Annotated in this window: 24 protein-coding genes and 1 tRNA gene; 6 read left to right on the forward strand and 19 right to left on the reverse strand. The window is 62.1% G+C overall.

The genetic code is table 11. The features are described 5' to 3' along the window. The first annotated feature begins 67 nt into the window (after positions 1 to 67). Positions 68 to 286 (forward strand): hypothetical protein, encoded by a 219-nt coding sequence (locus AC2YJX_RS07100; RefSeq protein WP_176888539.1) that lies wholly within the window; start codon positions 68 to 70, stop codon positions 284 to 286. 133 nt (positions 287 to 419) lie between these two features. Then, positions 420 to 1091 (forward strand): histidine phosphatase family protein, encoded by a 672-nt coding sequence (locus AC2YJX_RS07105; RefSeq protein ID WP_055399089.1) that lies wholly within the window; start codon positions 420 to 422, stop codon positions 1089 to 1091. Between the two features lie 53 nt (positions 1092 to 1144). On the opposite strand, the gene AC2YJX_RS07110 is transcribed toward AC2YJX_RS07105, so the two are convergent. The 9 genes from AC2YJX_RS07110 to AC2YJX_RS07150 form a co-directional block, all read right to left on the reverse strand. Next, on the reverse strand, positions 1145 to 1531 hold the full coding sequence (locus tag AC2YJX_RS07110) for a DUF6979 family protein (protein WP_082437491.1): 387 nt from the start codon (positions 1529 to 1531) through the stop codon (positions 1145 to 1147). Positions 1532 to 1674: 143 nt separating this feature from the next. Then, complete coding sequence (locus AC2YJX_RS07115; protein WP_055399087.1) at positions 1675 to 3042, reverse strand: tetratricopeptide repeat protein; 1368 nt, start codon at positions 3040 to 3042, stop codon at positions 1675 to 1677. Between the two features lie 23 nt (positions 3043 to 3065). Continuing rightward, positions 3066 to 3674: a hypothetical protein gene (locus tag AC2YJX_RS07120; RefSeq protein WP_055399085.1), complete on the reverse strand. Its 609-nt coding sequence runs from the start codon at positions 3672 to 3674 to the stop codon at positions 3066 to 3068. A gap of 103 nt (positions 3675 to 3777) precedes the next feature. Next, positions 3778 to 5181 carry an amidase gene (locus AC2YJX_RS07125; RefSeq protein ID WP_487255632.1) on the reverse strand — a complete coding sequence of 468 codons (1404 nt, stop codon included), beginning with the start codon at positions 5179 to 5181 and terminating at the stop codon, positions 3778 to 3780. Positions 5182 to 5445: 264 nt separating this feature from the next. After that, complete coding sequence (locus AC2YJX_RS07130) at positions 5446 to 6936, reverse strand: ABC transporter substrate-binding protein (RefSeq protein WP_121422491.1); 1491 nt, start codon at positions 6934 to 6936, stop codon at positions 5446 to 5448. Between the two features lie 102 nt (positions 6937 to 7038). Then, on the reverse strand, positions 7039 to 7914 hold the full coding sequence (locus tag AC2YJX_RS07135) for an ATP-binding cassette domain-containing protein (protein WP_055399079.1): 876 nt from the start codon (positions 7912 to 7914) through the stop codon (positions 7039 to 7041). After that, positions 7911 to 8951, reverse strand: a complete 1041-nt coding sequence (locus AC2YJX_RS07140) for an ABC transporter ATP-binding protein (protein WP_121423058.1) — start codon at positions 8949 to 8951, stop codon at positions 7911 to 7913. Before AC2YJX_RS07140 ends, AC2YJX_RS07135 begins: the two co-directional genes overlap by 4 nt. Positions 8952 to 8984: 33 nt before the next feature. Continuing rightward, entirely contained in the window at positions 8985 to 9857 is an 873-nt protein-coding gene (locus AC2YJX_RS07145) for an ABC transporter permease (protein ID WP_487255633.1), read from the reverse strand. A 7-nt stretch (positions 9858 to 9864) separates the two neighbouring features. Then, complete coding sequence (locus AC2YJX_RS07150) at positions 9865 to 10827, reverse strand: ABC transporter permease (protein ID WP_055399075.1); 963 nt, start codon at positions 10825 to 10827, stop codon at positions 9865 to 9867. 208 nt (positions 10828 to 11035) lie between these two features. Here AC2YJX_RS07150 and AC2YJX_RS07155 point away from each other — a divergent pair, with 208 nt between their 5' ends. Next, positions 11036 to 11293 carry a YfhL family 4Fe-4S dicluster ferredoxin gene (locus tag AC2YJX_RS07155; RefSeq protein ID WP_436131656.1) on the forward strand — a complete coding sequence of 86 codons (258 nt, stop codon included), beginning with the start codon at positions 11036 to 11038 and terminating at the stop codon, positions 11291 to 11293. A gap of 119 nt (positions 11294 to 11412) precedes the next feature. Here AC2YJX_RS07155 and pth read toward each other — a convergent pair whose 3' ends face one another. From pth to AC2YJX_RS07190, 7 genes are all read right to left on the reverse strand, one after another. Beyond that, positions 11413 to 12021, reverse strand: coding sequence for an aminoacyl-tRNA hydrolase (pth, locus tag AC2YJX_RS07160; RefSeq protein WP_055399071.1), 609 nt, complete (start codon positions 12019 to 12021; stop codon positions 11413 to 11415). 157 nt (positions 12022 to 12178) lie between these two features. Further along, positions 12179 to 12814, reverse strand: a complete 636-nt coding sequence (locus AC2YJX_RS07165; RefSeq protein WP_055399069.1) for a 50S ribosomal protein L25/general stress protein Ctc — start codon at positions 12812 to 12814, stop codon at positions 12179 to 12181. Between the two features lie 171 nt (positions 12815 to 12985). Further along, positions 12986 to 13960, reverse strand: a complete 975-nt coding sequence (locus AC2YJX_RS07170; RefSeq protein ID WP_055399067.1) for a ribose-phosphate pyrophosphokinase — start codon at positions 13958 to 13960, stop codon at positions 12986 to 12988. A gap of 46 nt (positions 13961 to 14006) precedes the next feature. Further along, a tRNA-Gln gene (locus tag AC2YJX_RS07175) sits at positions 14007 to 14083 on the reverse strand. Between the two features lie 30 nt (positions 14084 to 14113). Beyond that, a complete protein-coding gene (gene ispE / locus AC2YJX_RS07180) occupies positions 14114 to 14971 on the reverse strand; it encodes a 4-(cytidine 5'-diphospho)-2-C-methyl-D-erythritol kinase (protein ID WP_487255634.1) in 858 nt (285 codons plus the stop codon). Positions 14972 to 15001: 30 nt separating this feature from the next. Beyond that, complete coding sequence (locus tag AC2YJX_RS07185) at positions 15002 to 15493, reverse strand: lipoprotein insertase outer membrane protein LolB (protein ID WP_487255635.1); 492 nt, start codon at positions 15491 to 15493, stop codon at positions 15002 to 15004. Between the two features lie 44 nt (positions 15494 to 15537). Further along, positions 15538 to 17316 (reverse strand): tetratricopeptide repeat protein, encoded by a 1779-nt coding sequence (locus AC2YJX_RS07190; protein WP_487255636.1) that lies wholly within the window; start codon positions 17314 to 17316, stop codon positions 15538 to 15540. A 29-nt stretch (positions 17317 to 17345) separates the two neighbouring features. On the opposite strand from AC2YJX_RS07190, the gene mutM reads away from it, so the two are divergent. The 3 genes from mutM (at position 17346) to mutY (ending at position 21296) form a co-directional block, all read left to right on the forward strand. Further along, positions 17346 to 18161, forward strand: coding sequence for a bifunctional DNA-formamidopyrimidine glycosylase/DNA-(apurinic or apyrimidinic site) lyase (gene mutM / locus AC2YJX_RS07195; protein ID WP_121422496.1), 816 nt, complete (start codon positions 17346 to 17348; stop codon positions 18159 to 18161). 106 nt (positions 18162 to 18267) lie between these two features. Then, positions 18268 to 20229, forward strand: coding sequence for a dynamin family protein (locus AC2YJX_RS07200; RefSeq protein ID WP_055399056.1), 1962 nt, complete (start codon positions 18268 to 18270; stop codon positions 20227 to 20229). After that, the gene (gene mutY / locus AC2YJX_RS07205; protein WP_487255637.1) at positions 20226 to 21296 is read left to right on the forward strand and encodes an A/G-specific adenine glycosylase; all 1071 of its coding nucleotides are present in this window, start codon (positions 20226 to 20228) and stop codon (positions 21294 to 21296) included. Before AC2YJX_RS07200 ends, mutY begins: the two co-directional genes overlap by 4 nt. Positions 21297 to 21323: 27 nt before the next feature. Here mutY and rapZ read toward each other — a convergent pair whose 3' ends face one another. Genes rapZ through AC2YJX_RS07220 form a run of 3 tightly spaced genes read right to left on the reverse strand, consistent with a single transcriptional unit; the run spans position 21324 to position 24756 of the window. Further along, the gene (gene rapZ / locus AC2YJX_RS07210; protein ID WP_121422498.1) at positions 21324 to 22187 is read right to left on the reverse strand and encodes an RNase adapter RapZ; all 864 of its coding nucleotides are present in this window, start codon (positions 22185 to 22187) and stop codon (positions 21324 to 21326) included. Further along, positions 22187 to 23857: a DNA repair protein RecN gene (gene recN / locus AC2YJX_RS07215; protein ID WP_487255638.1), complete on the reverse strand. Its 1671-nt coding sequence runs from the start codon at positions 23855 to 23857 to the stop codon at positions 22187 to 22189. Before recN ends, rapZ begins: the two co-directional genes overlap by 1 nt. A 2-nt stretch (positions 23858 to 23859) precedes the next feature. Continuing rightward, complete coding sequence (locus AC2YJX_RS07220) at positions 23860 to 24756, reverse strand: NAD kinase (RefSeq protein ID WP_055399049.1); 897 nt, start codon at positions 24754 to 24756, stop codon at positions 23860 to 23862. Positions 24757 to 24762 lie beyond the last annotated feature (6 nt).

Raw genomic sequence — 24762 nt, forward strand, 5'->3', positions numbered from 1 at the left:
TTTCAGGGCATCGGCCCTGCGCAGGCTCAGTAGCATGGGGTGCAGTCGCTGGATGCTTTGTTTGCCCATGCCTTTCGCCCCCCGCTTTTTGTTCGCGCTGGTCCTGCTGGCCCCGCTGCTGGTGCAGGCCGCCCCCGCGCCCTGGTTTTACTGGCGCAGCTTGGTCGATGGCCAGCGCGTGTGTGCACAAACCTCGCCCGGCCACGGCTGGGAGCGCGACAGCGCTGCCTATGAAGGCCCTGGCTGCCAGCCCCGGCGCAAGGTGCTCATCGTGCCCATGCGGTAGCTGTGGCTGTCCGCCTATGGCTTCTGGTGATTGCGGTGCTTGTTATAAAAATAATAGCTGCTAGCGCTTGCTGGATAAGCGCTAGAGGCCAAAATTGCTTGCATTAATGTGTGTACATTCGATAATGACATGCATGACCGAACTCATCCTGATCCGCCACGGAGAGACCGACTGGAACCGCGAGCTGCGCTTTCAGGGCCATGTGGACGTACCCCTCAACGCCACTGGCCACGAACAGGCCCGCCGTCTTGCAGAGCGCCTGGCTGCAGAGCGCCCCGTGGTGCACCACCTCATCTGCAGCGACCTCATCCGCACCCAGCAGACTGCCACGCCGAGCCTGCAGGTGCTGTTCCCCCAGGCCCGCATCGACACCCTCACCGACAGCGCCCTGCGCGAGCAAAACTTTGGCGTGGTGGACGGCAAGCGCGTGGACGACGTCAAGCTGGAGCACGCCGACGCATGGAACCAGTGGCTGCGTTTTGAAGCCGACTACGGCATGCCCGGCGGCGAGACCACCCGCCAGTTCCACACCCGCGTGATGGACGCTGTCTACCGCATCGCGCAGCAGCACAGCGGCCAGACGGTGATGGTGGTCACCCATGGCGGCGTGCTCGACATGATCTGGCGCACTGCGCGTGGCACCGGGCTGGACGGCCCGCGCCAGAGCGACATTCCCAACGCGGGGCTCAACCGCGTGCGGGTGAGTGGCGATGCGGTGGAGGTGCTGGACTGGGCCGACGTGCGGCACCTGGCGGATTTGCCGGAGCAGCCGGTGTATGACCAGACGAAGTTGGTGGTGCGGTGAGGTCGAAGTTCAGCGACCGTCAATGGGTGCTCTGAAATGAGCTTGCGGGCTTTCTATGGCAAGAGGAGATCAGCCGTCCAAAGCGCGCCAACAACTGCCATCTGGTGATTCGGCGCCTTCGGCGTACCAGCGACCACCATATTCCATAGAAGACTGACGTCGCTTACCAAGGCAGGATTCTGTTTCAGAAGATCCATGGCTATTAGTGCGTATTCCTTGTTCTTCTTCGACCGTGTGTAGGTTCCGGCTGGTACGCCTTTCACCCGCCCACTTTCGCAGAGGCCTAGGAAGGCGCTGCGAGGACAACCTTTTTCCTGCGAGGACTTGCTGTGTGGGAAAGCTTCCACTACCGCGGTGTCCCACGCGCGAACCGGTGATTGATCATCGCCCTGACGAACGAGCGCCACCGCTCTTACAGCGGCATCTCCATAGCAAGCCATATTTTTTCCAAGCAAAATTTATCTACTAGCAAGTGGTGTGCGATGTGAACGAGACCAGCATTCGCATTTATGGGCGGTTGTCCGCAAAGCCTGCAGACGCCCTCTCGAACAGACATTGAGGCGCCAAAGCATGCCTTGATGAGTCATTGAAAGGCCCGTCCGCCGCAACCCTCCGGCAATCCCAACACCCCATTCACCACCCCCACCTGCCGCGCCAGCCTCTTCGATTCCGGCTGCCCATTCACCAACGGCTGCAACAAATTCTGCACCGCCGCCCACTGCCCATTGCGCTGCAGTGCATCCAGCCAGATCTGGTGAAACAAATCCCGCTGCGCGTGGCTGCCGCCAATCTCCACCAGCCGGGGCAGGGCCGCGCCCAGTTGCTCCGCTGCAGTCGCCCAGTCGCCCTGCGCATGCGCCAGCAAGCCCTGCGCTGCGGGTACACACACCTGTTGCCACACGGTGCGTTCATGCGCCTCGGTGCGGGTGGCGGCGTGGGCTGCGATGTTGTTGTGCAGCGTGTGCACGGCCTCCATGCGCCCGGCGCGGGCCAGGCCGTAGAGGTATTGCAGGTCCAGGAATGGCAACACGTGGTCGGCCAGACGCAGTGCCAGGTGGTCGGCCACATCGGCCCAGCGGTTGCCCACGTCTACGCCCGCCAGCTCCAGCCGAGCGAGCAGTGACACGGCGCCGATCTGGTCCTGCGTGTATTCCTTGACCACCCCCCAGACTTGGCTGTCATACAGCGCCAGCACTTCGGCGTGCCGGTCCTGCTCCAGCAGAAAGAGCGCCTGGTGCCACCAGTTGTGCGTGACCATGAAGGAGTTCAGGCCCGTCCAGGTGTCGCTCATGCTGGCCATGAAGTCGGTACCTTCGCGGATGCGTCCCTGCGTCAGCATCACGTGGGCCAGGGCGTGGTGGGCCCAGGGCTCCTTGCGGCAAAGGGCGATGGCGTGGCGGGCGGAGGCCTCGGCGCGGTCGAGCAAATGGCATTGCTCCCAGCCAAAGGCCAGCATGCCGTGCAGGTAGGGCACATCGGCGGCGGCAGGCACAGCCTGCAGCGCCAGGCGCAGCATGCCGGGCGAGTCGCCCCGGTTGAACAAATGGTATTGACCGAGCTTGAGCGATGCCAGGTCGCGTGGAAACAGGCGTGCCTGCTCCTCATGCAGCGCAATCGCACGGGGCAGGTCGCCATCCACCCAGGCAGCCACGGCAGCGACAAAACGTTGCTCGCGGTCACTGGCTTGTGGGGCGTTGGCCAGCGCCTGGTTGATGAAGGGGCGTGCGTTGCGCGGTGCGTCGGCCGATTCGGCAAACATGTGCAGCGCCGCGCAACTGGCTTGCACGATGGGGCTGGTGTCTGCGGCTGCGTTCAGCACATTCACCGCGCGGGCTTCGCAGGCGATGAAGCCTTCGACAAAGTCATTCAAGGCCGCCGCGCTGGCGGTGTCCTGCAAGGTGACGGGGTTGCCCAGGCTATCGGTCGTGCGGGTGTGCGTGGAGGATGGCATGGGGCATTGTTAGGGGTGGTGGATCAGCCGCCCTTGATCAGCGTCAGATAGGCTTTGCGGGTGTCGGCAGACACCGAGGCCACGAGCTGCTCGTGCGGCGTCTGGTGGCGCGCCAGCATGCGGGCGGTGGCAATGGTCTTGGATTTGCAGAACCAGTGGCAGGTGTGCTGCATGAGGAACAGTTCTGCCGTCATCATGAAGGCCCGGTCCTTGGGCGCGAGGTGGCTGGTGTTCTGCACCACGTGCGCAATGCCGCGCGCGTGGATGGCCAGGGCCTTGCGCATGTCGAAGGTGAAGCTGGGCAATATCTTCTCGGCAAAGGGGATCGCCATTGCCAGGCGGCTGACGCGTGTGGTGGCCTCGGGCTCCTTGGCAAAGTCGGCGGCAAACCGGCTGAATTGCTCGGTGAGTTGCGCCTCGGTGGTGCTCAGCAGGCTCCAGATCTGCTGGCGGCGCTCGTCCGTGCTTTCGCCCAGGGCGCGCAGGTAGCCGTCGGTCAGGGCTTCCATGAGCTTTTCGATCTGGTAGTTGGCCAGGTGGCTGCCCAGCAGCGCAATGCGCTTGCGCTGCTCTTTGGCATTGAGCATGTAGGTGCCGGTGGCGATCAGGATCGCCAGGATGAGGATGTCCATGCGGTGTGGTGCGTTCGTACAGGGGGTGGGAGAGTGGTGGCCCAGGGTGGCCCGGTGTCTGCCAACAAACCCCCAAGGTTACCAACAACCTCCGGCCATGCTTTCAGCCCGCTGGCGGCTGGGGCCAGGCCCGCTGGGGTTCACGGATCAGCTCGAACGCGTGTGCCACCTGCAGCACGCCCAGGTCGTCAAAACGTGCACCCGCAATCTGCAGGCCAATGGGCAGGCCGCTTGTGGTGTAGCCGCAGTTGACCGACGCGGCGGGCTGCTCGGACATGTTGAAGGGCACGGTAAACCCGATGTGCTCCAGCGGGCGAAGCGGGTCGTTGGTGGGCGAGGGCAGTTCGGCCTGGAAGGCGGGCATGGGCGCCACGGGGGAGATCACATAGTCAAAGGCACTGCAGGCCTTCACGGTGTTGACCCGCGTCAGGTGGAACTGGTGGCTGGCGTTGAAGACTTCGGTGCCGCTCATGCCCGCTGCGCTGTCGGCCCAGGTGCGGATGTAGGGCAGCACCTTGTCGCGCCGCGCGGCGGGCAGGGCCTGCAGGTCGATGTGCGAGCGCATGCGCCAGAAATGGTCCATGCCGTCGAGCATGGCCTGGGTCATGAAAGGCGCCATGGGCACGATGGTGGCGCCCGCCGCCTCCATGAGTTTTGCTGCGCGTTCTACGGCGGCTTTCACCTCGGGCTCCACCGGCAGGCCGCATCCGGCGTCCAGCAGCAAACCAATGCGCAGGCCGCGCAAGCGTTCGGCGCCCTTGTTGAACTGGCTCCACGCGATGTCCTGGTAGGGCAGGCTCATGCTGTCGCGCGCGTCGGGCTGGCTCAGCACCTGCATCATCAGCGCTGCGTCGGCCACGGTGCGGGTCATGGGGCCTGCGGCGCGGCCGGTGTAGGGTGGATCGATCGGAATGCGGCCCAGGCTGGGCTTCAGGCTGAAGATGCCGCACCAGCTGGCGGGCAGGCGCAGCGAGCCGCCTATGTCGGTGCCGATGTGCAGTGGGCCGTAGCCTGCGGCTGCGGCAGCGCCACCGCCGGCGCTGGAGCCACCGGGGCCCTTGCGGGTGTCCCACGGGTTGCGCGACAGGGGGTGAAAGGTGGACAGGCCCGAGGACAACATGCCGTAGTCAGGCATGGTGGTCTTGGCCACGATGACGGCGCCCGCCTCGCGCATGCGGGCGGCGGGCGGTGCATCGGCAGCGGCGGGCACCAGCTCGACGGCGGCGGTGCCCAGCGGCGTTGGATCGCCTTCGGTGGCGATGTTTTCCTTGATGGTGCTGGGCACGCCGTCCAGCGCGCCCTTGGGCTCACCACGCAGCCAGCGGGCTTCTGATTCGCGGGCTTGCGCCAGGGCCATCTCAGGGCGCAGCAGGTAGGTGGCGCGGATGTGGGGCTCCCACCGCTCAATGTGGGCCAGCACGGCCTGCGTGACCTCGACGGGGGACAGCGTGCGCTGGCGGTAGGCGGCAAGGAGGTCGTGGGCGGGCAGGTCGTGCAGGGCTGTCATGGCGGGGGTTGGGGAGTTTTATCAATAAAAATGGCTGCTAGCGCTTATTGGTAAAGCGCTGGCAGCTATTATTTTGGGAGCTGTCTGCTTCTGCGGGCTTCAGCTATTCACTGCGCTGTGCGCTGCCCGCGAAACTGGCGCGGCCCAGGCGCGGGCAGCCGAGCAAGGGCCGCCCCGCAGCGAGGGCTGCGTCCCCCTGCCCGCATTGCGCAGCAATGCGAGAGCGGGGGGAAGGCCCGAAGGGCCTCAGGGGGGTGCCCCATCTCAAGACCAGGACAGCGCGGAGATGTCGTTCACGAACACGGGCATGTCTTTCCACAGGCCCTTGAGGTTCTTGTTGGCCACCGTGATCCATTGGTTGGAGTACAGGAAGGCGTGCACTGCATCGTTGGCCAACAGGCGCTGCGCATCGCCCAGCAGCTTGGCGCGGTCGGCGGGGCGGGCTGCGTTCTTGATCTGGGTGAACAGGTCGTTGAACTTGGGCGAGTTGTAGGCCCAGTAGTAGTCGGGCTTGGCAAAGTTGCCCAGGTCGAAGGGCTCCACGTGGCTGATGATGGTCAGGTCGTAGTTCTTGCTGCCATAGGTGCCGCTGAGCCACTGCGCCCATTCCACGTTCTGGATCTTGGCGACGATGCCGACCTTGGCCAGCTGGGCGGCCACCACCTCGCCGCCCTGGCGGGCGTAAGGCGTGGGGGGCAGCGTCATGGTCAGCTCCAGCGGTGTCTTGATACCGGCTTCGGCAAGCAGCTTCTTGGCCTTCTCGGGGTCGTAGGGGTTCACGCCCGTGGTGTCCACATAGCCAAAGGCGCCAGGCACGTAGTGGCTGCCAATGGGCGCACCGTAGCCGTCGCCCGCGCCTTCGATCACGGCCTTGCGGTCAATGGCTGCGGCAATGGCGCGGCGCACGCGCACATCGTCCAGCGGCTTCTTGCCGTTGTTGATGGCCAGAATGGTCTTGGCGCGCGAGCCTGCCACGATCACCTGGTACTTCGGGTTGGCCTTGAACTGTGCCACGCTGCGCGGTGTGACGCGCGGGAAGGCGTCCACGTCACCGGCCAGCAGGGCGGCCACCTGGGCGGCGGGGTCGGAGATGAAGCGGAAGGTGGCGCGCTTGATCTTGATGGCCTTGGCGTCGCGGTAGCCGTCCCACGCGGTCAGCACCACGGACGACCCCTTGTTCCAGGCCTGCAGCTGGTAGGGGCCGGTGCCCACGGGCTTGTTCGCGTTGGTGTCGGCGCTCTTGGGCTCCACGATGATGGAGGTGGCCTGGCCGAGGATGAACAGCAGGTCGGGGTCGATCTCCTTGTTGAGCAGCACCACGGTGTAGTCGTCTACCACCTGGGTGGTGATGCCGGCAAAGGTGCGCTTGTCCTTGTTGGTGCTCTTCTCACCGCCTGCGCGGTCGTACGAGAACTTGACGGCCGCAGCGGTGAAGGGCTCGCCGTTCTGGAACTTCACGCCACGGCGCAGCTTGAAGGTGTAGGTCTTGAGGTCGGGCGAGACCTCCCAGCTTTCGGCCAGCAGGGGCGACACGCTGCCGTCGGGGTTGATCTTGGTGAGCGTCTCGAAGATGTTGTACTGAACGATCTCGGCGATGGCAGATGCCGCACCGGCGGTGGGGTCCAGGCCTGGGGGCTCCAGCGTCATCGCCAGCGTCACCGCATCTTTGCGGCTTTGCGCCATGGCGCCAAGCGAGGTGGACAAGGGCACAGCGGCGATGGCGCCAGTGGCAAGGACGGTACGGCGGTTCAGCATGTTCGGACTCTCCAGACAAAAAACCAGACGAAGACCCCGGCGCCTTTGCAATGGGTTACCGGGGAGCACAAAAGCTTTTTACACCATCACATCGGTATTTGGTTACACGATTTTTGCTGCGGCCGCAGCAGCGGCACGGCGCGCCCTTGCACGGCCCGGCAGCACCTGCGGCACCGCACCCACCAGCGATTGCGTGTACGGGTGCTGCGCGTTGCGGAACAGCTCTCCGGGAGAGCCCCGCTCTACGATTCGGCCCTGGTAGAGCACCACCACCTCATCACACAAGTGATTCACCACGGCGAGGTCGTGGCTGATGAGCATGTAGGTGATGCCGAACTGCTGCTGCAGGTCCTGCATCAGGTTGAGCACCTGGGCCTGTACCGACACGTCGAGTGCGCTCACGGGTTCGTCCGCCACGATGAGGCGGGGCCGGGTGATGAGGGCGCGTGCAATGGCGATGCGCTGGCGCTGGCCGCCAGAAAATTCGTGCGGGTACTTGCCCAGGTCGTTGGTGCGCAGGCCCACCTGGGCCAGCACCTGGGCGGCCTGCTCGCGCTGCTCGGCGCGCGTGGTCTGTCCTTGCGCCTGCAGTGGCTCGGTCACGATGCGCTCCACGGTCTGGCGCGGGTCCAGCGATCCGTACGGGTCCTGAAACACCATCTGAAAATCGCGGCGCGCCTGGCGCAGCTGCTCGGCGGGCAACTGGTGCAGGTTGCGGCCCAGCAGCTCCACCGTGCCGGAGGTGGGGGTATCGAGCGCCATCACCAGCCGTGCCAGGGTGGACTTGCCCGAGCCCGATTCGCCGACGATGCCGAGGCTGCGGCCAGAGGCAATCGAGAAGTTCACGCCGTTGAGCGCATGCACCTTGCCGGGTGGCTTGAACAGATGGTCGCGCGGCAGCGTGTATTCACGCACCAGGTCTTTGACCTGCAGCAGCGGCGTTTCTGCGGGATGGGTGCTGTGCAGCGCCTGGGTCATGCGGCCACCTCGACGATGTTCACCACCTGGGCACTCTGGGCTTCGGCAATGGCCTCGCGCCGCAGACAGCGCACCTCGTGGTCGCCATCGGCATCGGTGGCCACGAGCGTGGCCTCGGGCTGGTTGTGGTGGCAGGCATCCACCGTGTAGCTGCAGCGGCCCGCAAAAGGGCAACCTGAAGGCAGGTCGACCAGCTCAGGCACCGTGCCCGGAATGGTGGACAGGCGCGGGCGCTGGCCGGGCGCGTGCACGGCGCCCAGGTGAGGCCGGGCGGCAAACAGGCCGCGTGTGTAGGGGTGGGCCATGGCCGAGAAGACCGAGGCGGTGGAGCCGCTTTCGACCACGCTGCCGCCGTACATCACCATCATGCGGTCCACGTTCTGCGAGATCACGCCCAGGTCGTGCGAGATCAGGATGAGCGCCATGTTGCGCTCGGCCACCAGATCGCTGATGAGGTCCAGGATCTGCTGCTGGATGGTCACATCGAGCGCCGTGGTGGGCTCGTCGGCAATCAGCAGATCAGGCCCGCAGGCCAGCGCCATTGCGATGGTGATGCGCTGGCGCTGCCCGCCGGAGAACTGGTGCGGATAGGCGTCAAAGCGCTGCGCGGCGTTGGGGATGCCCACGCGGTCCAGCAGGGCAATGGCTTCGGTGCGTGCGGCTGCCGCATTCATGCCCCGGTGCAGGCGCAGCGGCTCTGCCACCTGGCGGCCGATGGTGTGCACGGGGTTCAGGGCCGTCATGGGCTCCTGGAACACCATGCCAATGCGGTTGCCGCGCATCTGGCACATCTGTGCATCGGTGCGGCCCACCAGCTCTTGGCCATCAAAGCGGATGCTGCCGGTGACCTGCGCGCTGTCAGGCAGCAGGCCCATGAGCGACATGGCGGTGATGGATTTGCCACAGCCCGATTCACCAATCAGGCCCAGGGTTTCACCGCGCGCCAGCGAAAAGCTCACGCCGCGCACGGCATCGGCCGGGCCCCGGTGCGTCTGCAGGCGGATGCGGAGGTTGGAGACTTCGAGCAGGAAAGACATGGAGAACAGTTCGTGCAAGGTTCGGCGGAGGTTTCAGCGCTTGCGCGACAAGCGTGGGTCCAGCAGGTCGCGCAGACCATCGCCCAGCAGGTTCAGCCCCAGCACGGCCAGCGCAATCGCCACACCAGGCCAGACGGCCAGCAGCGGGGCCTGGAACATCAGCGTCTGCGCTTCGCTGAGCATGCGGCCCCAGGAGGGTTGGGGCGGCTGGGTGCCCAGGCCCAAATAGGAGAGGGCGGCTTCGGCCAGGATGGCAATGGCGAACTGGATGGTGGCCTGCACGATGAGCACCGACAGGATGTTGGGCAGCACATGCTCCAGCGTGATGCGCAAGCTGCCCTTGCCGCAGGCGCGCGAGGCCAGGATGTATTCGCGCGACCACACCGCGTTGGCCGATGCACGGGTGACGCGCGCAAACGTCGGGATGTTGAAGATGCCGATGGCAATGATGGAGTTGACGATGCCCGCGCCGAACACAGCGGTGAGCATGATGGCGGACAGGATGGCCGGGAAGGCAAACGTAAAGTCGGCCAGCCGCATGATGAGTTCTTCGACCCAGCCGCGCTTGGCCGCAGCCAGCAGGCCCAGCGCCGTGCCAACGGTCAGCCCGATGCCCACGGCGATCACGCCCACCAGAATGGAATTGCGCGCACCCACCAGCAACAGCGACGCCACATCACGCCCAAAGGCATCGGTGCCCAGCCAGTGTGTGCCGGTGGGCGACTGCAGCTTGGAGGCCAGGTCCATCTCGTAGGGCGACCAGGGTGTCCAGACCAGCGACAGTGCAGCGGCCAGCAGGAGCAGCAGCGACAGGACGGCGCCGATCACGAAGCTGCGGTGGCGCAGCGCGCGGTGCAGCCAGCTGGGGGCAGAGGTGACAGAAGGCGAAGGAATGACAGCGTTCATGGGGGGATCAGATGTCGGAGGCCTTCACGCGCGGGTCGATCACGGCGTAAAGGATGTCCACCACGAAATTCACGATGACCACCATGGCGGCGAGCAGCATCACGCAGTTGCGCACCACGATCAGGTCGCGGTTGGAGATGGACTGGAAGATCAGCCGCCCCAGGCCGGGCAGGTAGAACACGTTCTCCACCACGATGGTGCCGGCCAGCAGGTTGGCAAACTGCAGCCCCATCACGGTGATTACCGGGATCATGGCGTTGCGCAGCACATGGCCCCAGAGCGCCGCGCGCTGCGACAGGCCCTTGGCGCGGGCAGTGCGCACAAAGTCTTCGCGCAGCACCTCCAGCACGGCCGAGCGCGTGATGCGCGCGAGGATGGCGGCCTGCACCACGGCCAGCGCAATGGCGGGCAGCAGCAGGGCCTTGAGGGCTTCGAGTGGACTACCGCCAGCGTCTTCGGTCCAGCCGGGGAAGCCACCGGCCGAGAACCACTGCAGTTTCACGGAGAACAGCAGGATCAGCAGAATGGCGAACCAGAAATTGGGGATGGCAATTCCGATCTGTGCCAGCCCCATCACGCCGACATCACCGATCTTGTTGTGGCGCGATGCTGCATACACACCTGCCACCAGGGCCAGCACGGTGGTGATGACCATGGCCATCAGTGCCAGGGGCACCGTGAGGGCCAGGCGTTCCAGCACCAGGTCGAGCACGGGTGAGCTGTAGGCATAGCTGTCGCCCATGTTGCCGACCACCAGCCCGCTCACCCATTGCCAGTAGCGCAGGCTGGCGGGCTGGTCTAACCCCAGCTTGCTGGCCAGCGCAGCCACGGCTTCGGGCGAGGCGTCGGGTCCCATGAGCATTTGGGCGGCGTTGCCCGGAAGGATCTCCAGCACCAGAAACACAACAATGGACGCGCCGATAAGCGTGGCCAGGAGGGTAATAAACCGCTTGAGAAAAAACAGGCCCATGGGTGAGGTGGGTGAGGAGAGGGTTAGGGCGCGCGGGCGTCAAAATTAATGTGTATACACAGCATAACGGTAAAAACATCCCCGTCAGCGGTGGTGGGTTGCAGTGTGGCATGCAAGGCACATGCCACCAGCGCGGGATAATACGGAGCATGAACCGCGCCGCGTACCCCGTCTCCATTGTTTTTGGCCCTGTGCCCAGGGAGGCCGTATGGCGCTGATGATCACCGACGAGTGCATCAACTGTGATGTGTGCGAGCCCGAATGCCCTAACCAGGCCATCTATCTGGGGCAGGAGATCTACGAGATCGACCCGAACAAGTGCACGGAATGTGTGGGGCACTTTGACGAGCCCCAATGTGTGCAGGTCTGCCCCGTCGCCTGCATCCCCGTGAACCCGCAGCACGTCGAGAACCGCGAAACCCTGTGGCAGAAGTTCCAGCGGTTACAGACGCAAGCTTCGAGTTAGTTTGTAGTGTTTTTTTGGCTCTAGCGCTTATCCATCAAGCGTAAGACGCTATAAAAATAATAGCTATTGACAGAAAGGGATGCGGCGGACCGTCGTTACCCTTTTTCCAGCCGCGCCGCTCAGTCTTCTGCAGGGCGGGGGGGCTTGGGGCGCGGCGGTTTGGTGGTGTGGATGAGTAAGGTGGCCTTGTCCATCTCGCCCGCCAGCATGGCCGGGTAGGCCTTCAGCGAATGGACGATGCTGTCTTCGATCAGCGTGCGCTGGTCGGGGGAGGGCTTTTTGAGCACCCAGTTGGCGACTTCGCTTTTCACGCCCGGGTGGCCGATGCCCACGCGCAGGCGCCAATAGTCAGGGGAACCGAGCTGGCCATGGATGTCGCGCAGGCCGTTGTGCCCTGCATGGCTGCCGCCGCGCTTGAGCTTGACCTGTCCTGGCGGAATGTCCAGTTCGTCATGCACCACCAGGATTTCTTCGGGCTGGATCTTGAAGAAGCGCGCCAGCGAAGCCACCGACTTGCCCGAGAGGTTCATGAAAGTCTGTGGCTGCAGCAGCCAGACGCTTTGCCCATGCACCGTCGTGCGCGCCACCAGCCCGTGGTAGCTGCGCTCGGGCACCAGCGTGGCCTTGAGTTCGCGCGCCAGCGCATCAATCCACCAGAAACCGGCGTTGTGGCGGGTGGCTTCGTAGTCTGGCCCGGGGTTTCCAAGGCCTACAAACAGCTTGATCATTGGCGGGATTATCGGTGGGTGTGGGGTGGTTAGAGCCAGACGGTTTGCAGATGCGAATGGCTTTGCGCCAATGAAAACGGCCCACACAAGGTGGGCCGTTGGGGGTCAACGCCGCAGGGCGGGCTGACCGGGTGAAGTCATCGAGGTCGTTGACCGATTACTTCTTGCCCTTGCCCTTGCCCTTGGCGTCGGCAGCAGGAGCGGCTTCGGCAGGGGTCTCAACGACCACCACTGGAGGCACCACGGACACCAGCACGGGGTTGTTGTTCTGACCGCCACGGATCTTGGCCGTCACGCCCTTGGGCAGCTTGATGTCCTTCAGGTGCAGGGATGCGCCCTTTTCCAGCTTGGACAGGTCCACAGCGATGAACTCAGGCAGGTCCGAAGGCATGCAGGTCACGTCCAACTCGTTCACGATCGGGTTGACCATGCACTTGTCGACCTTGACGGCGTTGGACTCGTCAGCACCGCTGTAGTGCAGTGGCACCTTCATGTGCAGCTTGGTCTTTTCGTCCACGCGCTGGAAGTCGATGTGCAGCACGAGTTGCTTGTAGGGGTGGTATTGCACGTCACGCAGCAGAACCTTGGAGGTCGTGCCGGCAACTTCCATGTCCAGCACGCTGGAGTGGAAAGCTTCCTTCTTGAGGGCGTGCCACAGTGCATTGTGGTCCACCTCGATGAGTTGGGGTTCGGCGGTGCCACCGTAGACGATGCCAGGCGTCTTGCCCGAATTGCGCAGACGGCGGCTCGCACCCGTACCTTGCTTGGCGCGCTCAAAAGCGACGAAGTTCATAACTAGCTCCTGAAAAGGACAGACCGCGACCAGTCTTGCCCTGTTTTAAAAAGGCCCGCGATAGCAGGCCACACTTCGTTCCCGAACCAACAGACAAGCCTCCCGAAGGAGGCTTGGTGTCCTGTTCAACCGTCTTTCCAAGCCGAAGGCCTCTTGCGAGACCTGCGTTTGTTAGAACAGGTTGTCTTGGTCCGAGAACAGACTCATCACCGACTCACCCTTGGCAATGCGCTGGATCGTCTCTGCGATCAGCGGGGCCACGGAAAGTTGGCGAATCTTGGCGCATCCCCGGGCGTTGTCGCTCAGCGGGATGGTGTTGGTCACCACCACTTCATCGAGGGCTGAGCCCTTGGCGATGCGTTCGATGGCAGGACCCGAAAAAATGGGGTGCGTACAGTAGGCGTACACCTTCTTGGCACCACGCTCCTTGAGCACTTCAGCGGCCTTTACCAGCGTGCCGGCGGTGTCGATCATGTCGTCCATGATCACGCAGTTGCGGCCTTCGATTTCGCCGATCACGTGCATGACTTCGGACACGTTGGCTTTGGGGCGGCGCTTGTCGATGATGGCCAGATCGCAGTTGAGCTGCTTGGCCAGTGCACGGGCACGCACCACGCCACCCACGTCGGGCGAGACCACAATCAGGTCTTCATAGTTCTTCTGGCGCAGGTCGCCCAGCAGCACGGGCGACGCGTAGATGTTGTCAACCGGAATGTCGAAAAAGCCCTGGATCTGGTCGGCATGCAAGTCCATGGTCAGCACGCGTGCCACGCCCACGGCTTGCAGCATGTTGGCCACCACCTTGGCGGTGATGGGCACGCGCGTCGAACGCGGGCGGCGGTCCTGGCGGGCATAGCCGAAGTAGGGGATCACGGCGCTGATGCGTTCAGCCGATGCACGCTTGAGCGCATCAACCATGATCAGCAGTTCCATGAGGTTTTCGTTGGTGGGGGCGCAGGTGGACTGCACCACGAAAACATCGCGTGCACGCACGTTTTGCTTGATTTCAACGGTGACTTCACCGTCGGAGAATCGACCCACGTCAGCCGCACCGAGGGTGGTGCCGAGGTGTTGGGCAATTTCAGCTGCCATGCCTGGATTGGCATTGCCGGTGAAAACCATGAAGTCGGGGTGGTTGGCTTGCATGAGCGTCCCAGCAGTCTGAAATAAAAGCCCGTACGCGGAAAGCGTTTGGCAGGGGAAGAAGGATTCGAACCTTCGCATGCCGGAATCAAAATCCGGTGCCTTAACCAGCTTGGCGACTCCCCTACACAGGTCAACTACCGAAGGCAGCTAACCTTAATTCTTGCCTGATGCCCAACCTGCCAGAGGATGGACCATCAGATTTTCACATTCCTTAACTTGCCAGCCCTGTGGGGCTCCACTCAAGTCAACTGCATGTGACATATGCGCAAACACTGCACTTCCTGAGCCTGTCATCCTGCCTTGCAATCCTCGGGCATCGAGCCATTCAATGGCTTTGGTAACCTCGGGGCAAAGTGCCTGGGCGACTGGCTGCAAGTCGTTTCGACCGAAGTCAAAGTGTGCTGCAGCAAAGCCTAAGATTGTAGCACTATCTGAATCGCGTTTCAAACTTGGTGACGAAAAAATTGCTTTTGTCTCCAAGCCTGCAGCAGGCTTCACGATGGCAAAGCGCGCTTGCGGTAGTTGCTGTGCTTTCTCAAGCGGCGTGATTGTCTCACCAATTCCTGCGACCCAGGCGTTGTGGCCGCGTAAAAAAAATGGAATGTCTGCACCGAGCTTCAGGCCAATAGCTTCCAGTGCCGATTGCGACAGGTTCAGACCCCACAACCTGTTAAGGGCAAGCAGGGTGCTTGCTGCATCGGAAGAGCCACCACCCATGCCCGCCTGGGAGGGGATGTCTTTCAAGATGCCAATGTGTGCACCCTGGGCGCAGCCGGTGGCTTGCTGCAGTGCGAACGCGGCCTTGATCGTCAGGTCTAGCTCTGGCAGTGCCGTGCCCAGGTCTTCGCGTGTGATAGCGCCACCGGCGCGGCGCTCGAAATGGAGGGTGTCGCACCAGTCGATCAACATGAAGACCGACTGCAGCAGGTGGTACCCGTCCGCGCGTTGGCCTGTGATGTGAAGGAAAAGGTTGAGCTTTGCCGGAGCCGGCACGTCATACAGGGATTGCATGGCAACGAATTGGGCGCGTGAGGAGGGCGGCTAGCGGGTCAGTGCGATGCGCAAAGTGGCCTGGGGGGCGGGGTCGTCGCGGTGTGCCACCAGTCGCCCCTGTTCCAGGGCCGAAAGATCGGCCCTCCAACCTGGCACAGTGGTTTGTACACCCTTGAGCCAGGCGAACAGGGCGGCCACGGGGATGCGCGTGCCCGTCACATCCTGCAGCAGTGCGTCGAGCGAATCAGAGGTCCGCGATTCCTGCGCGCTGGTCAGCTGTGCATGGCCATCTTTCCATTCCAGCTGTGCGATGCGGCTGCCGAGCGGGCTGATCAGTGCAAGCCCCCCGGTCTGTGCATTGCCCCGCAGTTCAAATATTGCAGAGAACGACTGCGATGCCTGTCCTTCCACCTGCAGGGCGATACGCCCATTCCAGGCATCTTCTTCGCCTGCAGGTACCTGTGGCGGCTGCGCGCAGCCGACCAGCCACAGTGCGCAGGCCACCCACAACAGCATTCCGGCGACACGTGGGCCGACCATGACGCGCGCAACGCGTTGAAAAGGAGTTCCTGAAACTCCGTGCATCAAAGGCTCACCCCAAGGCGCTTCAGCGTTTCTTTCAGCGTTTCATTCTCAGGGCTTGTCCGCGCGCCTTCTTTCCAGACCTTGAGAGCAGCCTCCTTGTCACCCAGGCTCCAAAGCACCTCACCGAGATGCGCTGCGATTTCTACATCCGGGCGAGCTTTGTAAGCGGTTTCCAGGTGCCGCTTGGCCTCTGCCTTGTTGCCCATGCGAAATTCCACCCAGCCTAGGCTGTCGGTAATGAAGGGATCGGAGGGGGCGAACTCCATAGCTTTCAGAATCAGCTGTTTGGCTTCGTCCAAGCGCACGCCCCGGTCTGCCAATGAATAACCGAGGGCGTTGTAAGCATGGTGGTATTGAGGCTTCTGGGAAATCACCTGCCTCAGCAGCTTCTCCATAGTCTCCGGGTGACCCGCTTTTTCGGCCAGCATGGCTTGGTCATACACCAGTTCGGCGTCATCAGGTGCGAGCGCCACAAGCTCGCTCTGGACTTGGTAGGCTTCTTGGTAAAGCCGAAGGTCACGCAGCAGCTGCACCTCGGCCAGCAGCTTCATGCGTTTGTCGTCAGCAGAGGTTCCTGGCAGGTTTCGCAGCAGTTCCCGCGCCTGGGCCACTTTGCCCTGCCGTGCCAGCAGGGACGCGCGGCGGCTTTGCGCACTGAAGGCTTCGTCCACGTTGTCGATGCGGTTGAGCCACGCTTCTGCAGCGGCAAAATCGCCCTTCTTCTCTGCGAGCTGTGCGGACAGTAAATAGGCTTGCGTAAGCCCTTTCTGGCGCACTTCAGGATCGGTAGCAGCGGAGGTGAGCTCCATGAAGCGCTGCAGTGCACTCTCTGCAGCGGAGAGCCTGTTGTCTTGCAACTGCAGGGTGGCCAGCACCAGCCAGGCCTCTACCAAGTCCGGTTTCTCTTTGGTGACGTATTCCAGTTGACGGGCAGCATCGGGGTAGCGCTGCAAACCCAAAAGAACCCGCGCATAGCCCATTCGCAACTCTGGCACGGGTTGTTTGGCAAGTGCTTGTGTTACCAGTGGTTCGGCCTCGGGGGTGTTCTCTTCCATCAGCTCCAGCGCCAGCCTGGCGGCCCCCTCGTTAGCGTCGTCAAGGGCCTGCGTGCGCCGAGCGGCATCCAGCGCCCCCGATTTATCGCCCGCCGCGAGGCGAAGGCGACCCAGGGATACCCAGGCCACAGGGCCGGTGGCAGGGTGGGAAAGCTCGTCCACGAGGGCGGCTTCCACCACCTTCGCTGCCAGCGCCTTGTCGCTGGCACGCCCATACATCTGGGGCAGTGCAGATAGGGTCGAAGCCTTTGCGCGGGGGGATGATTGGGCGAGTTCCTGGCGCAGCAGATCGGGTGTTTCGCCAATACGGTTCAGAGCAACAAGAATTTGCAGCACATAGCGATTCGCCTCGCGCGACTGTGGCAGGGCCTCTTTCCATGCCTTGGCAGCTGCCAGTGCATATTCACCCGATCGTGACTGCAAGGCGATATCTGCGGCCCTTTGGTAGAGTTGGCCGTCTGCGCTGCGGCGTGCAGCCTCCAGCATGAAGGCATAACCAGCACCGGGGTCGCCTGTCCGGGCGCTGATTTCGCCCAGGAAAATCTCGTAGAACAATTCAGCATCCAGTGCCGGGTTGGATACCACTGGAGATTCATCTGTGGCGGGGCGGCTGTCACTGCCGGTCTGTTGTGCCCATGCTGAGTGGGCGGATACCGCGATCACGGTCGTCAATGCGGCAATCCGAAAGCTGTGAAATAGCACCATCGGGTCATAATAATCCATGCCTGTTAACCCATTGCCGGGGTCTTTGTATGCCTGAGTTGCCCGAAGTGGAAGTGACCCGCCGCAGTTTGGTTCAGGCCATCACTGGCGCCCGCATTGAGGCGGTCACGCTCGGCAAACCCTTGCGCTGGCCTCTGGGGTGCGCGCCACAGACTTTGGTGGGGCAGCAGGTGATGGGCCTGCGCCGGCGCGGAAAATATTTGCTGGCCGATACCAGTCGAGGAGTTCTGCTTGTGCATCTTGGGATGTCGGGCAGCCTGCGCTTCAGCCAGGGGTTACCGGCGGCCGGAGTCCACGATCACTTTGACATGCTGACCAGCCAGGGGACGCTGCGGCTGCACGATCCGCGCCGATTCGGTGCCGTGGTGTACGTTCATGGGGAACAAGACCCTGTTGCGACCAAGCTTCTGGGCGGGCTGGGAATGGAGCCGCTGTCTGACGGATTCTCTCTTGCTGTTTTCCAGGCTGGTCTGAAAAAGAGCCAGATGCCCATCAAACAGTTGCTCTTGGCTGGCCGGCTGGTGGTGGGGGTTGGCAATATCTATGCGTCAGAAGTGCTTTTTCTGGCTGGAATCCGTCCCACGACGAGTGCGTCGCGTATCGGGCCTGCGCGGGTGCTCAAATTGCACGCTGCCATTCGGTCTGTATTGGCGCGGGCCGTGGATATGGGGGGCAGCACGCTGCGCGATTTTTCCAATGCAGATGGAATGGCAGGCCACTTTCAGACCCAGACCAACGTTTATGGACGCGATGGAGCGCCATGCCATGTTTGTGGCACTTCGATAAAGGTGCTGCGCCAGGGGCAGCGGAGCAGCTATTTTTGCCCGATGTGCCAGCGGCCTTGAATCAGGTCAAGTACCAATTCGCCGTGGCATGACGGCCCGCGAGCGGTCGATGCTATATTTTGTGTATGCCTGCCCTGCAGGCCATTCTTAGATCTCTGGGAGCAAAGTGGGACCTTCATTCAACGAACAGTTCGACCAGCATGGTGCCTGGCGGCGTGAGTTCGCCCAGCAACTCAAGCGGCTGGCCGAGTGGATGTCCTCGCACGAACTCATGGACGCAGCCGTCCAGGAGCGGCTGCAACGCCTGGAGGAGCAGGTTCGCAGCGACAAGGTCATGGTGGCGTTTGTTGCCGAATTTTCGCGCGGCAAATCTGAGTTGATCAACGCGATCTTCTTTGCAGACTATGGCCGCCGCATCATGCCTGCGAGTGCGGGGCGCACCACCATGTGCCCCACCGAACTTGGGTACGATGCCAGCGTGGCGCCCAGCCTTCGGCTGCTGCCCATTGAAACCCGACTGCAGATGCAGAGCCTAGCGGAGTGGCGGGTTAAAACGGACCGGTGGCAGGAGATCCCCCTGGATGTCGGAAACGCGGACCAGATTGCCAAGGCGCTCGAAAAGGTGGCCGAAGTACGAAAGGTCAGCCTGGACAACGCGCGGGCATTGGGCTTTTGGCACGATGATCTGACCGATGAAAACCCTGTGCCTGATGCCCAGGGCTTGGTGGAGGTGCCCATGTGGCGCCACGCCCTCATCAATATTCCCCATCCTTTGCTGAAACAGGGGCTGGTGATTCTGGACACGCCAGGGCTGAATGCCGTGGGCGCTGAGCCTGAACTGACCGTCAACCTGATTCCGCAGGCGCATGCGGTGGTCTTCATTCTGAGCGCTGATACCGGAGTTACCCGCTCTGATTTGTCCATCTGGCGCGAGCACCTTGCCATTTCGGCGGACAGCATGGATGCCCGGCTGGTGGTGCTCAACAAGATAGACACCTTGTGGGACACGCTCAATTCTGCAGAGCAGGTGCAGGCGCAGATGGAGCGCCAGTGCAGTACGTCTGCAGAAATGCTGGGTGTTCCGTTGGACAGGGTTGTGCCCGTGTCTGCGCAGAAAGGGTTGGTCGCCAAGATCACTGCTGATGATCTGCTGCTGGAGACCAGCGGCCTGCCTGTTCTGGAAGAGGCGCTGGCCAAAGGAATCATGGGGCGGCGGCAGTCTATTTTGCGGGCGGCTGTGGCCAACGGCGTGGCCAGTTTGCGCACTGAGACTTCTCGGGTCATCAATATCCGACGCCGAGATCTTGACGACCAGATGGCCGAATTGCGAAGCTTGCGCGGCAAGAATGCGTCTGTGATCGAATCGATGCGGCACCGCATCGAACAGGAACAGCGGGAGTTTGACCTGAGCACTTCCAAAATCCAGGCGGTGCGTGCGGTCCATCTGAAGCTGCTTCGAGATGTATTTCAGCAGTTGGGAGCCAAGGCGCTCAAAGTCGAGCTTTCGGAATTGGCACAGACCCTGCAGCAAAAAGGGCTCAAGCTGGGTGTGAAGAAAATCTATCTTCAGACTTTCGACAAGTTGCGCGGTACGCTGGACAAAGCACAAGCGTCAGGCACTGAGATTCAGGCCATGTTGGGTGGCACCTTCAGGCAACTCAATGCCGAGTTCGGCTTTTCTCTGCAGGTCCCCTCGCCTCCGCAGCTGGAGCACTTTACGCACGATCTCAATCAGATCGAACAGAGCCATCTCCAGTACCTCGGCATGGGTAATGCGCTCAAGCTGGCCCAGCCCGAGTTTGCGGAACGTCTGGTCCGGGCTCTTGCCATGCGTTTGCGCACCGTATACGAATCGGCCGCGAACGATCTTGAACTGTGGAGCAAATCTGCTACGGCCCAACTGGATGCGCAGCTGCGTGAGCGTCGCCGTAGTTTTGCGCGTCGTATCGAGGCTGTGGATCGCATCCAGCAGGCTGCCAGCGGTTTGGTGGAGCGCATTGCGGAAATTGAAGCGAGTGAGGATGAGTTGGTCCAACTGGAGCAAAGGCTGCAGGAGCTGACCTCTCAGCTTGTTGCTCTGCCCGGTCTTGACTCCGTGACATCGGGTAGCCATCTGGTATCTGCATGAGCGGCGGCGGGCGGGAGGATGTGGCTGGGCTCGTGGTCGCATGGCAGGCGTCTCATGGCCGCAATCACCTGCCTTGGCAACAGACGCGCGATCCGTACCGGGTCTGGCTGTCCGAGATCATGCTGCAGCAAACGCAGGTTACTACGGTGCTTGACTACTACGCGCGCTTTCTGGAGCGTTTTCCCGACGTAGTGGCCCTGTCGCAGGCAGAGCAGGATGAAGTGATGGGCCTCTGGAGCGGGCTGGGCTACTACACCCGGGCCCGTAACCTGCATCGCTGCGCCCAGCAGGTTGTGGCAGAGCACGGAGGCGCCTTTCCTCGCACCGCCGAGATGCTGGCTACCTTGCCGGGGATTGGTCGCTCCACCGCTGGAGCGATTGCAGCATTCTGTTTCTCTGAACGCGTGCCTATTCTTGATGCCAACGTGCGCAGGGTTTTGACGCGTTTGCTCGGCTTTGAAAAGGACCTCGCGTCGTCGGGAAACGAGCGTCTGCTCTGGAAGGAGGCGGAGTCACTGCTGCCGCAGAAAAATCTGCTTACGGCCATGCCCCGCTATACCCAGGGACTCATGGATCTGGGAGCGTCGATTTGTACGCCACGATTACCACGTTGCGACCGGTGTCCTTTGGCGGGCCGCTGTGTGGCATTCAAAGACGGAGATCCACAACGCTACCCTGTCAAGACGCGCAAGCTGGCACGCCGGTCTGAATCCTGGCAGCTTCTGGTTCTTCGAAATTCTGCTGGGCAGGTGTGGTTGCAACGTCGCCCCTCTCCTGGGATATGGGCTGGCATGCATTGTGTGCCGGTCTTCGCCGACGGCGCCTCTTTGAACGGATATGTCAAATTCCTAGGTGATGCTTCTCGCATTGCCTGCAACGAGCTCCAGCCTTTTCTCCATGTGCTGACACACAGGGATTTGCATCTTCACCCCGTGTTGGTCACGGGGGAGGTTCCGGATCAGCCCACTGAAGAAGGGGCGTGGTTTGGGGTCAATGAGTGGTCCTCTATCGGCCTGCCTGCCCCCATCCGCAAGCTGCTTGATTCGACCCAAGCTCAGTTGTGGTGAGCGTACCCGGGCTTTGTTGCGTAGATGTCAGCGTCCGTCCAGCTCTCGGTGTCTCTTCAGGGTTGCCCAGCGGCTGCTCAAAACATCGGCTAGTCGTTCCACCAAGTAGACCGAGCGGTGCTGGCCGCCAGTGCAGCCCACCGCGACCGTGACATAACTGCGGTGGTTCCGGTCAAGCATTTCCAGCCAGTGCGCGAGAAATTGCTCGATATGCGCCTGCATCAGCGACACATCGGGTTGCTGGCGCAGGAAATGGGCGACAGGTTCGTCCAGCCCCGTCAGATCCCGCAGCGCAGGTTCATAGTGTGGGTTCGGCAACATTCGCACATCAAAGACGTAGTCAGCGTCCATCGGTATGCCACGCTTGAATGCAAAAGACTGGAATACCAGGGTCATCTGTCCCCGGGTGGTGACAAGCAAACTCTTCACGTAGCTTTGGAGCTGTGAAGCCCGTATGGTGCTTGTGTCGATCACATGCGACTGTTCTCGCAGTTCCGCCAGCAGCTCGCGCTCCAACTCGATAATCTGCACGAGCGCTTTTCGACCCTGTTGGAGATCGTCGTGCGACAGCGGGTGGCGTCTGCGTGTTTCTGAGAAACGCCTGACAAGCGTATCGATGGTGGCGTCGAGGAAAACCGATTGCACCGAAACGCCCTCGCTCCTTAGCCGACTCAGCTCCTGTGGAACCTGATGCAATGAGGTGGCACTTCGAACATCCATCGCGATAGCAACGCGGTTGCCGTGGTGACGGTGTTCCAGCGCCACAAAAGCTGGCAGCAGTTCTGGGGGCAGGTTGTCTACGCAGTAATACCCTGCGTCCTCCAGCGCATGCAGCGCCACGGACTTTCCTGATCCCGACATACCCGTGATCAAAACGATTTCAAGTGCCATCAGCCATGTCCTTCTCGTGCAACGGCCGCGAGATCCAGCATCTCGCTCGCGTGGGCGAGCGTAGTCTGGGTGGATCGTTCGCCGCCCAGCATGCGGGCAATTTCTGCCACACGGTTCTCGCCCTGTACCGTCGATACGGCGCTGGTGGTGCCATTCGGGCTCTTGCGTTTGGCCACCTTGAGGTGGTGGTGTGCGCAAGCCGCCACCTGCGGCAGGTGGGTGACCGCGAGCACCTGACGGTCGCTGCCAAGCTGCTGCATCAGCCGCCCCACTGTTTCAGCCACCGCCCCCCCTACGCCAGAGTCCACTTCATCAAAGATGAGCGTGGGGGCCATACCCAATTCACTGGTTGTTACAGCGATGGCCAGCGAAATGCGGGAGAGTTCGCCGCCCGATGCGACTTTGCCGATGGGTTTGGGTGTCATCCCGGGATGGCCCGCGACGAGGAATACCACGTCATCGATACCGTGGTGCGAGGGCTCTGAGGCCTTGGTCATGGAAACCTCGAATTTACCTCCCTCCATGCCCAGGCCCTGCATGGCTTGGGTAATGGCGTGAGACAGTTTCGGGGCGGCTTTGGCGCGACCCAGAGACAGCACGCGTGCCGACGCGTGGTAGGCCTTGGCACTGGCGACCTCGGCGGTCTCCAGTCGTTCCAGATCTGTCGCTGCGTCCAGCCGGCGCATCTCCTCCTTCCAGCTCTGGTGTAGAGCCGGCAGCTCTGCTGGCGTGCGCTTGTAACGGCGTGCCAAGGTCATCCAGAGCGAAATGCGGGTGTCGAGTTCGGCCAGACGCTGTGGATCTATTTCCACGTGCCTCAGATACAGCTGCAGCGAGTGGAGCACGTCGCTGGCTTGTGCGAGGCTGGAAGAAAGGATGTCTGCGAGCGGTGCGAACTCGGGCTCAATATGCTCGTGGCTTTGGAGAAGATCGTGCGCGCGTGCAAGCCCAGTCAGTGCACCAGCATCTTCATCTTGGAGGGCTTGGATGGCGCCCTCTGCCCCTTCCAGCAGCGCCTGCGCATGTGAGAGGCGTTTATGTTGTGCGTCGAGTTCTTCCCATTCGCCATCAATGGGTGCGAGCTTGTCCACCTCGTTGATCTGCCATTGCAGACGCTCACTTTCCTGCTGCAAATTAGCCTGGGCTAGGCGTGCTTGCTCCAGGGCTTTTTGATTCTTTCGCCATTGGGCCCAGAGCGCTGCGGTTTCTGCTGTGTGCACCCCTGCAAATGCGTCCAGCAGGCCGCGTACCGAGTCGGGTCTTGTAAGGCTTTGCCAAGCATGCTGCCCGTGGATGTCTAGCAGGCTGTCTCCCAAAGTCCGCAGCTGGGCAGCAGTGGCTGGGGTGCCATTGATCCAAGCCCTGCTTTTGCCCTGAGAGTCCACGGTCCGACGCAAAAGCAACAGCTCATCAATGTCAAAACCCGCGTCCTCGAGCCATGGCTGGAGATGGGGTGGGCAATCGAACTCAGCGCAAAGATCCGCTTTGTCAGCGCCTTCGCGAACCACACCTGCATCGGAGCGTGCGCCCAAAACGAGTTGCAGTGCATCAATCAGGATGGATTTCCCAGCGCCTGTTTCTCCCGTCAGCACGGTGAAACCGGAACTTAGGTCAAGTTCAAGCGCTTGAACGATCACAAAATCGCGCAGGGTAATCCGCCGGAGCGCCATGGTCAGGAGCCCCCTTCGTTCCAGCGCAATTTTTTGCGCAGGGTGGCAAAGTAGTTCCAGCCTTGAGGATGGAGAAACCGCACGCAGTGCTCTGACCTTTTCACCAGAATGCGGTCACCATGTAGCAGTGAGGCCAGTGACTGCATGTCAAAGTTGGCACTGACATCCCGACCACTCACAACCTCAACCGCCACCTCGGTGGCATCCGACAGAACAATCGGTCGGTTGGAGAGCGTATGAGGGGCGATGGGCACCAGCACCCATCCAGGAATGGAGGGATGAAGCATGGGGCCACCGGCTGACAGCGAATACGCCGTTGACCCTGTGGGTGAGGCGATGATGAGCCCGTCTGCGCGTTGGTTCGCCACAAATCGGCCGCCGACCTCGACCCGCAATTCCACCATGCCTGAAGTCGCGCCTCGGTTCACAACGACATCGTTCATCGCGAGGGCTTCGAAGACGACGCGCTCGTCGCGCACGACCGTTGCGTGCATCAGCGGTCGCAAGTCTTCCTCGTATTCGCCCTGGAGCATGGGGGGCAGAGTGGCCTGATAGGTATCGAAAGGAATGTCGGTGATGAAGCCAAGCCGTCCCTGGTTGATGCCGATCAGGGGTGTCCCAAACCGGGCGAGCCGCCGACCTATGCCCAGCATGGTGCCGTCACCCCCGACCACCAGGCCCAGATCGCATCGACTGCCTATCTCGTCTACATTCAGGACTGGATAGTGTGTGAGCCCGGTGTTGCTTGCGGTCTCAGCTTCCAGCATCACTTCGCAACCCTGGCGTTCAAGAAAATGGGCGATGTCTTCCAGGGCCTGGCGGGAGCTTTCACCGATGGAGCCCGCCGAAGAAGCTTGGTACTTGCCTATCAGTGCGACATGGCGGAAATTGGACGTCATCGCGAA

The organism is Acidovorax sp. SRI_002 (genome assembly GCF_057586455.1).

Excerpts from the sequence above, each read along its gene's own strand:
- AC2YJX_RS07100 (WP_176888539.1), top strand. The coding sequence starts at position 68 with ATGCCTTTCGCCCCCCGCTTTTTGTTCGCGCTGGTCCTGCTGGCCCCG.
- AC2YJX_RS07105 (WP_055399089.1), top strand. The coding sequence starts at position 420 with ATGACCGAACTCATCCTGATCCGCCACGGAGAGACCGACTGGAACCGC.
- AC2YJX_RS07110 (WP_082437491.1), bottom strand. The coding sequence starts at position 1,531 with ATGGCTTGCTATGGAGATGCCGCTGTAAGAGCGGTGGCGCTCGTTCGT.
- AC2YJX_RS07115 (WP_055399087.1), bottom strand. The coding sequence starts at position 3,042 with ATGCCATCCTCCACGCACACCCGCACGACCGATAGCCTGGGCAACCCC.
- AC2YJX_RS07120 (WP_055399085.1), bottom strand. The coding sequence starts at position 3,674 with ATGGACATCCTCATCCTGGCGATCCTGATCGCCACCGGCACCTACATG.
- AC2YJX_RS07125 (WP_487255632.1), bottom strand. The coding sequence starts at position 5,181 with ATGACAGCCCTGCACGACCTGCCCGCCCACGACCTCCTTGCCGCCTAC.
- AC2YJX_RS07130 (WP_121422491.1), bottom strand. The coding sequence starts at position 6,936 with ATGCTGAACCGCCGTACCGTCCTTGCCACTGGCGCCATCGCCGCTGTG.
- AC2YJX_RS07135 (WP_055399079.1), bottom strand. The coding sequence starts at position 7,914 with ATGACCCAGGCGCTGCACAGCACCCATCCCGCAGAAACGCCGCTGCTG.
- AC2YJX_RS07140 (WP_121423058.1), bottom strand. The coding sequence starts at position 8,951 with ATGTCTTTCCTGCTCGAAGTCTCCAACCTCCGCATCCGCCTGCAGACG.
- AC2YJX_RS07145 (WP_487255633.1), bottom strand. The coding sequence starts at position 9,857 with ATGAACGCTGTCATTCCTTCGCCTTCTGTCACCTCTGCCCCCAGCTGG.
- AC2YJX_RS07150 (WP_055399075.1), bottom strand. The coding sequence starts at position 10,827 with ATGGGCCTGTTTTTTCTCAAGCGGTTTATTACCCTCCTGGCCACGCTT.
- AC2YJX_RS07155 (WP_436131656.1), top strand. The coding sequence starts at position 11,036 with ATGGCGCTGATGATCACCGACGAGTGCATCAACTGTGATGTGTGCGAG.
- pth (WP_055399071.1), bottom strand. The coding sequence starts at position 12,021 with ATGATCAAGCTGTTTGTAGGCCTTGGAAACCCCGGGCCAGACTACGAA.
- AC2YJX_RS07165 (WP_055399069.1), bottom strand. The coding sequence starts at position 12,814 with ATGAACTTCGTCGCTTTTGAGCGCGCCAAGCAAGGTACGGGTGCGAGC.
- AC2YJX_RS07170 (WP_055399067.1), bottom strand. The coding sequence starts at position 13,960 with ATGCAAGCCAACCACCCCGACTTCATGGTTTTCACCGGCAATGCCAAT.
- ispE (WP_487255634.1), bottom strand. The coding sequence starts at position 14,971 with ATGCAATCCCTGTATGACGTGCCGGCTCCGGCAAAGCTCAACCTTTTC.
- AC2YJX_RS07185 (WP_487255635.1), bottom strand. The coding sequence starts at position 15,493 with ATGGTCGGCCCACGTGTCGCCGGAATGCTGTTGTGGGTGGCCTGCGCA.
- AC2YJX_RS07190 (WP_487255636.1), bottom strand. The coding sequence starts at position 17,316 with ATGGATTATTATGACCCGATGGTGCTATTTCACAGCTTTCGGATTGCC.
- mutM (WP_121422496.1), top strand. The coding sequence starts at position 17,346 with ATGCCTGAGTTGCCCGAAGTGGAAGTGACCCGCCGCAGTTTGGTTCAG.
- mutY (WP_487255637.1), top strand. The coding sequence starts at position 20,226 with ATGAGCGGCGGCGGGCGGGAGGATGTGGCTGGGCTCGTGGTCGCATGG.
- rapZ (WP_121422498.1), bottom strand. The coding sequence starts at position 22,187 with ATGGCACTTGAAATCGTTTTGATCACGGGTATGTCGGGATCAGGAAAG.
- recN (WP_487255638.1), bottom strand. The coding sequence starts at position 23,857 with ATGGCGCTCCGGCGGATTACCCTGCGCGATTTTGTGATCGTTCAAGCG.
- AC2YJX_RS07220 (WP_055399049.1), bottom strand. The coding sequence starts at position 24,756 with ATGACGTCCAATTTCCGCCATGTCGCACTGATAGGCAAGTACCAAGCT.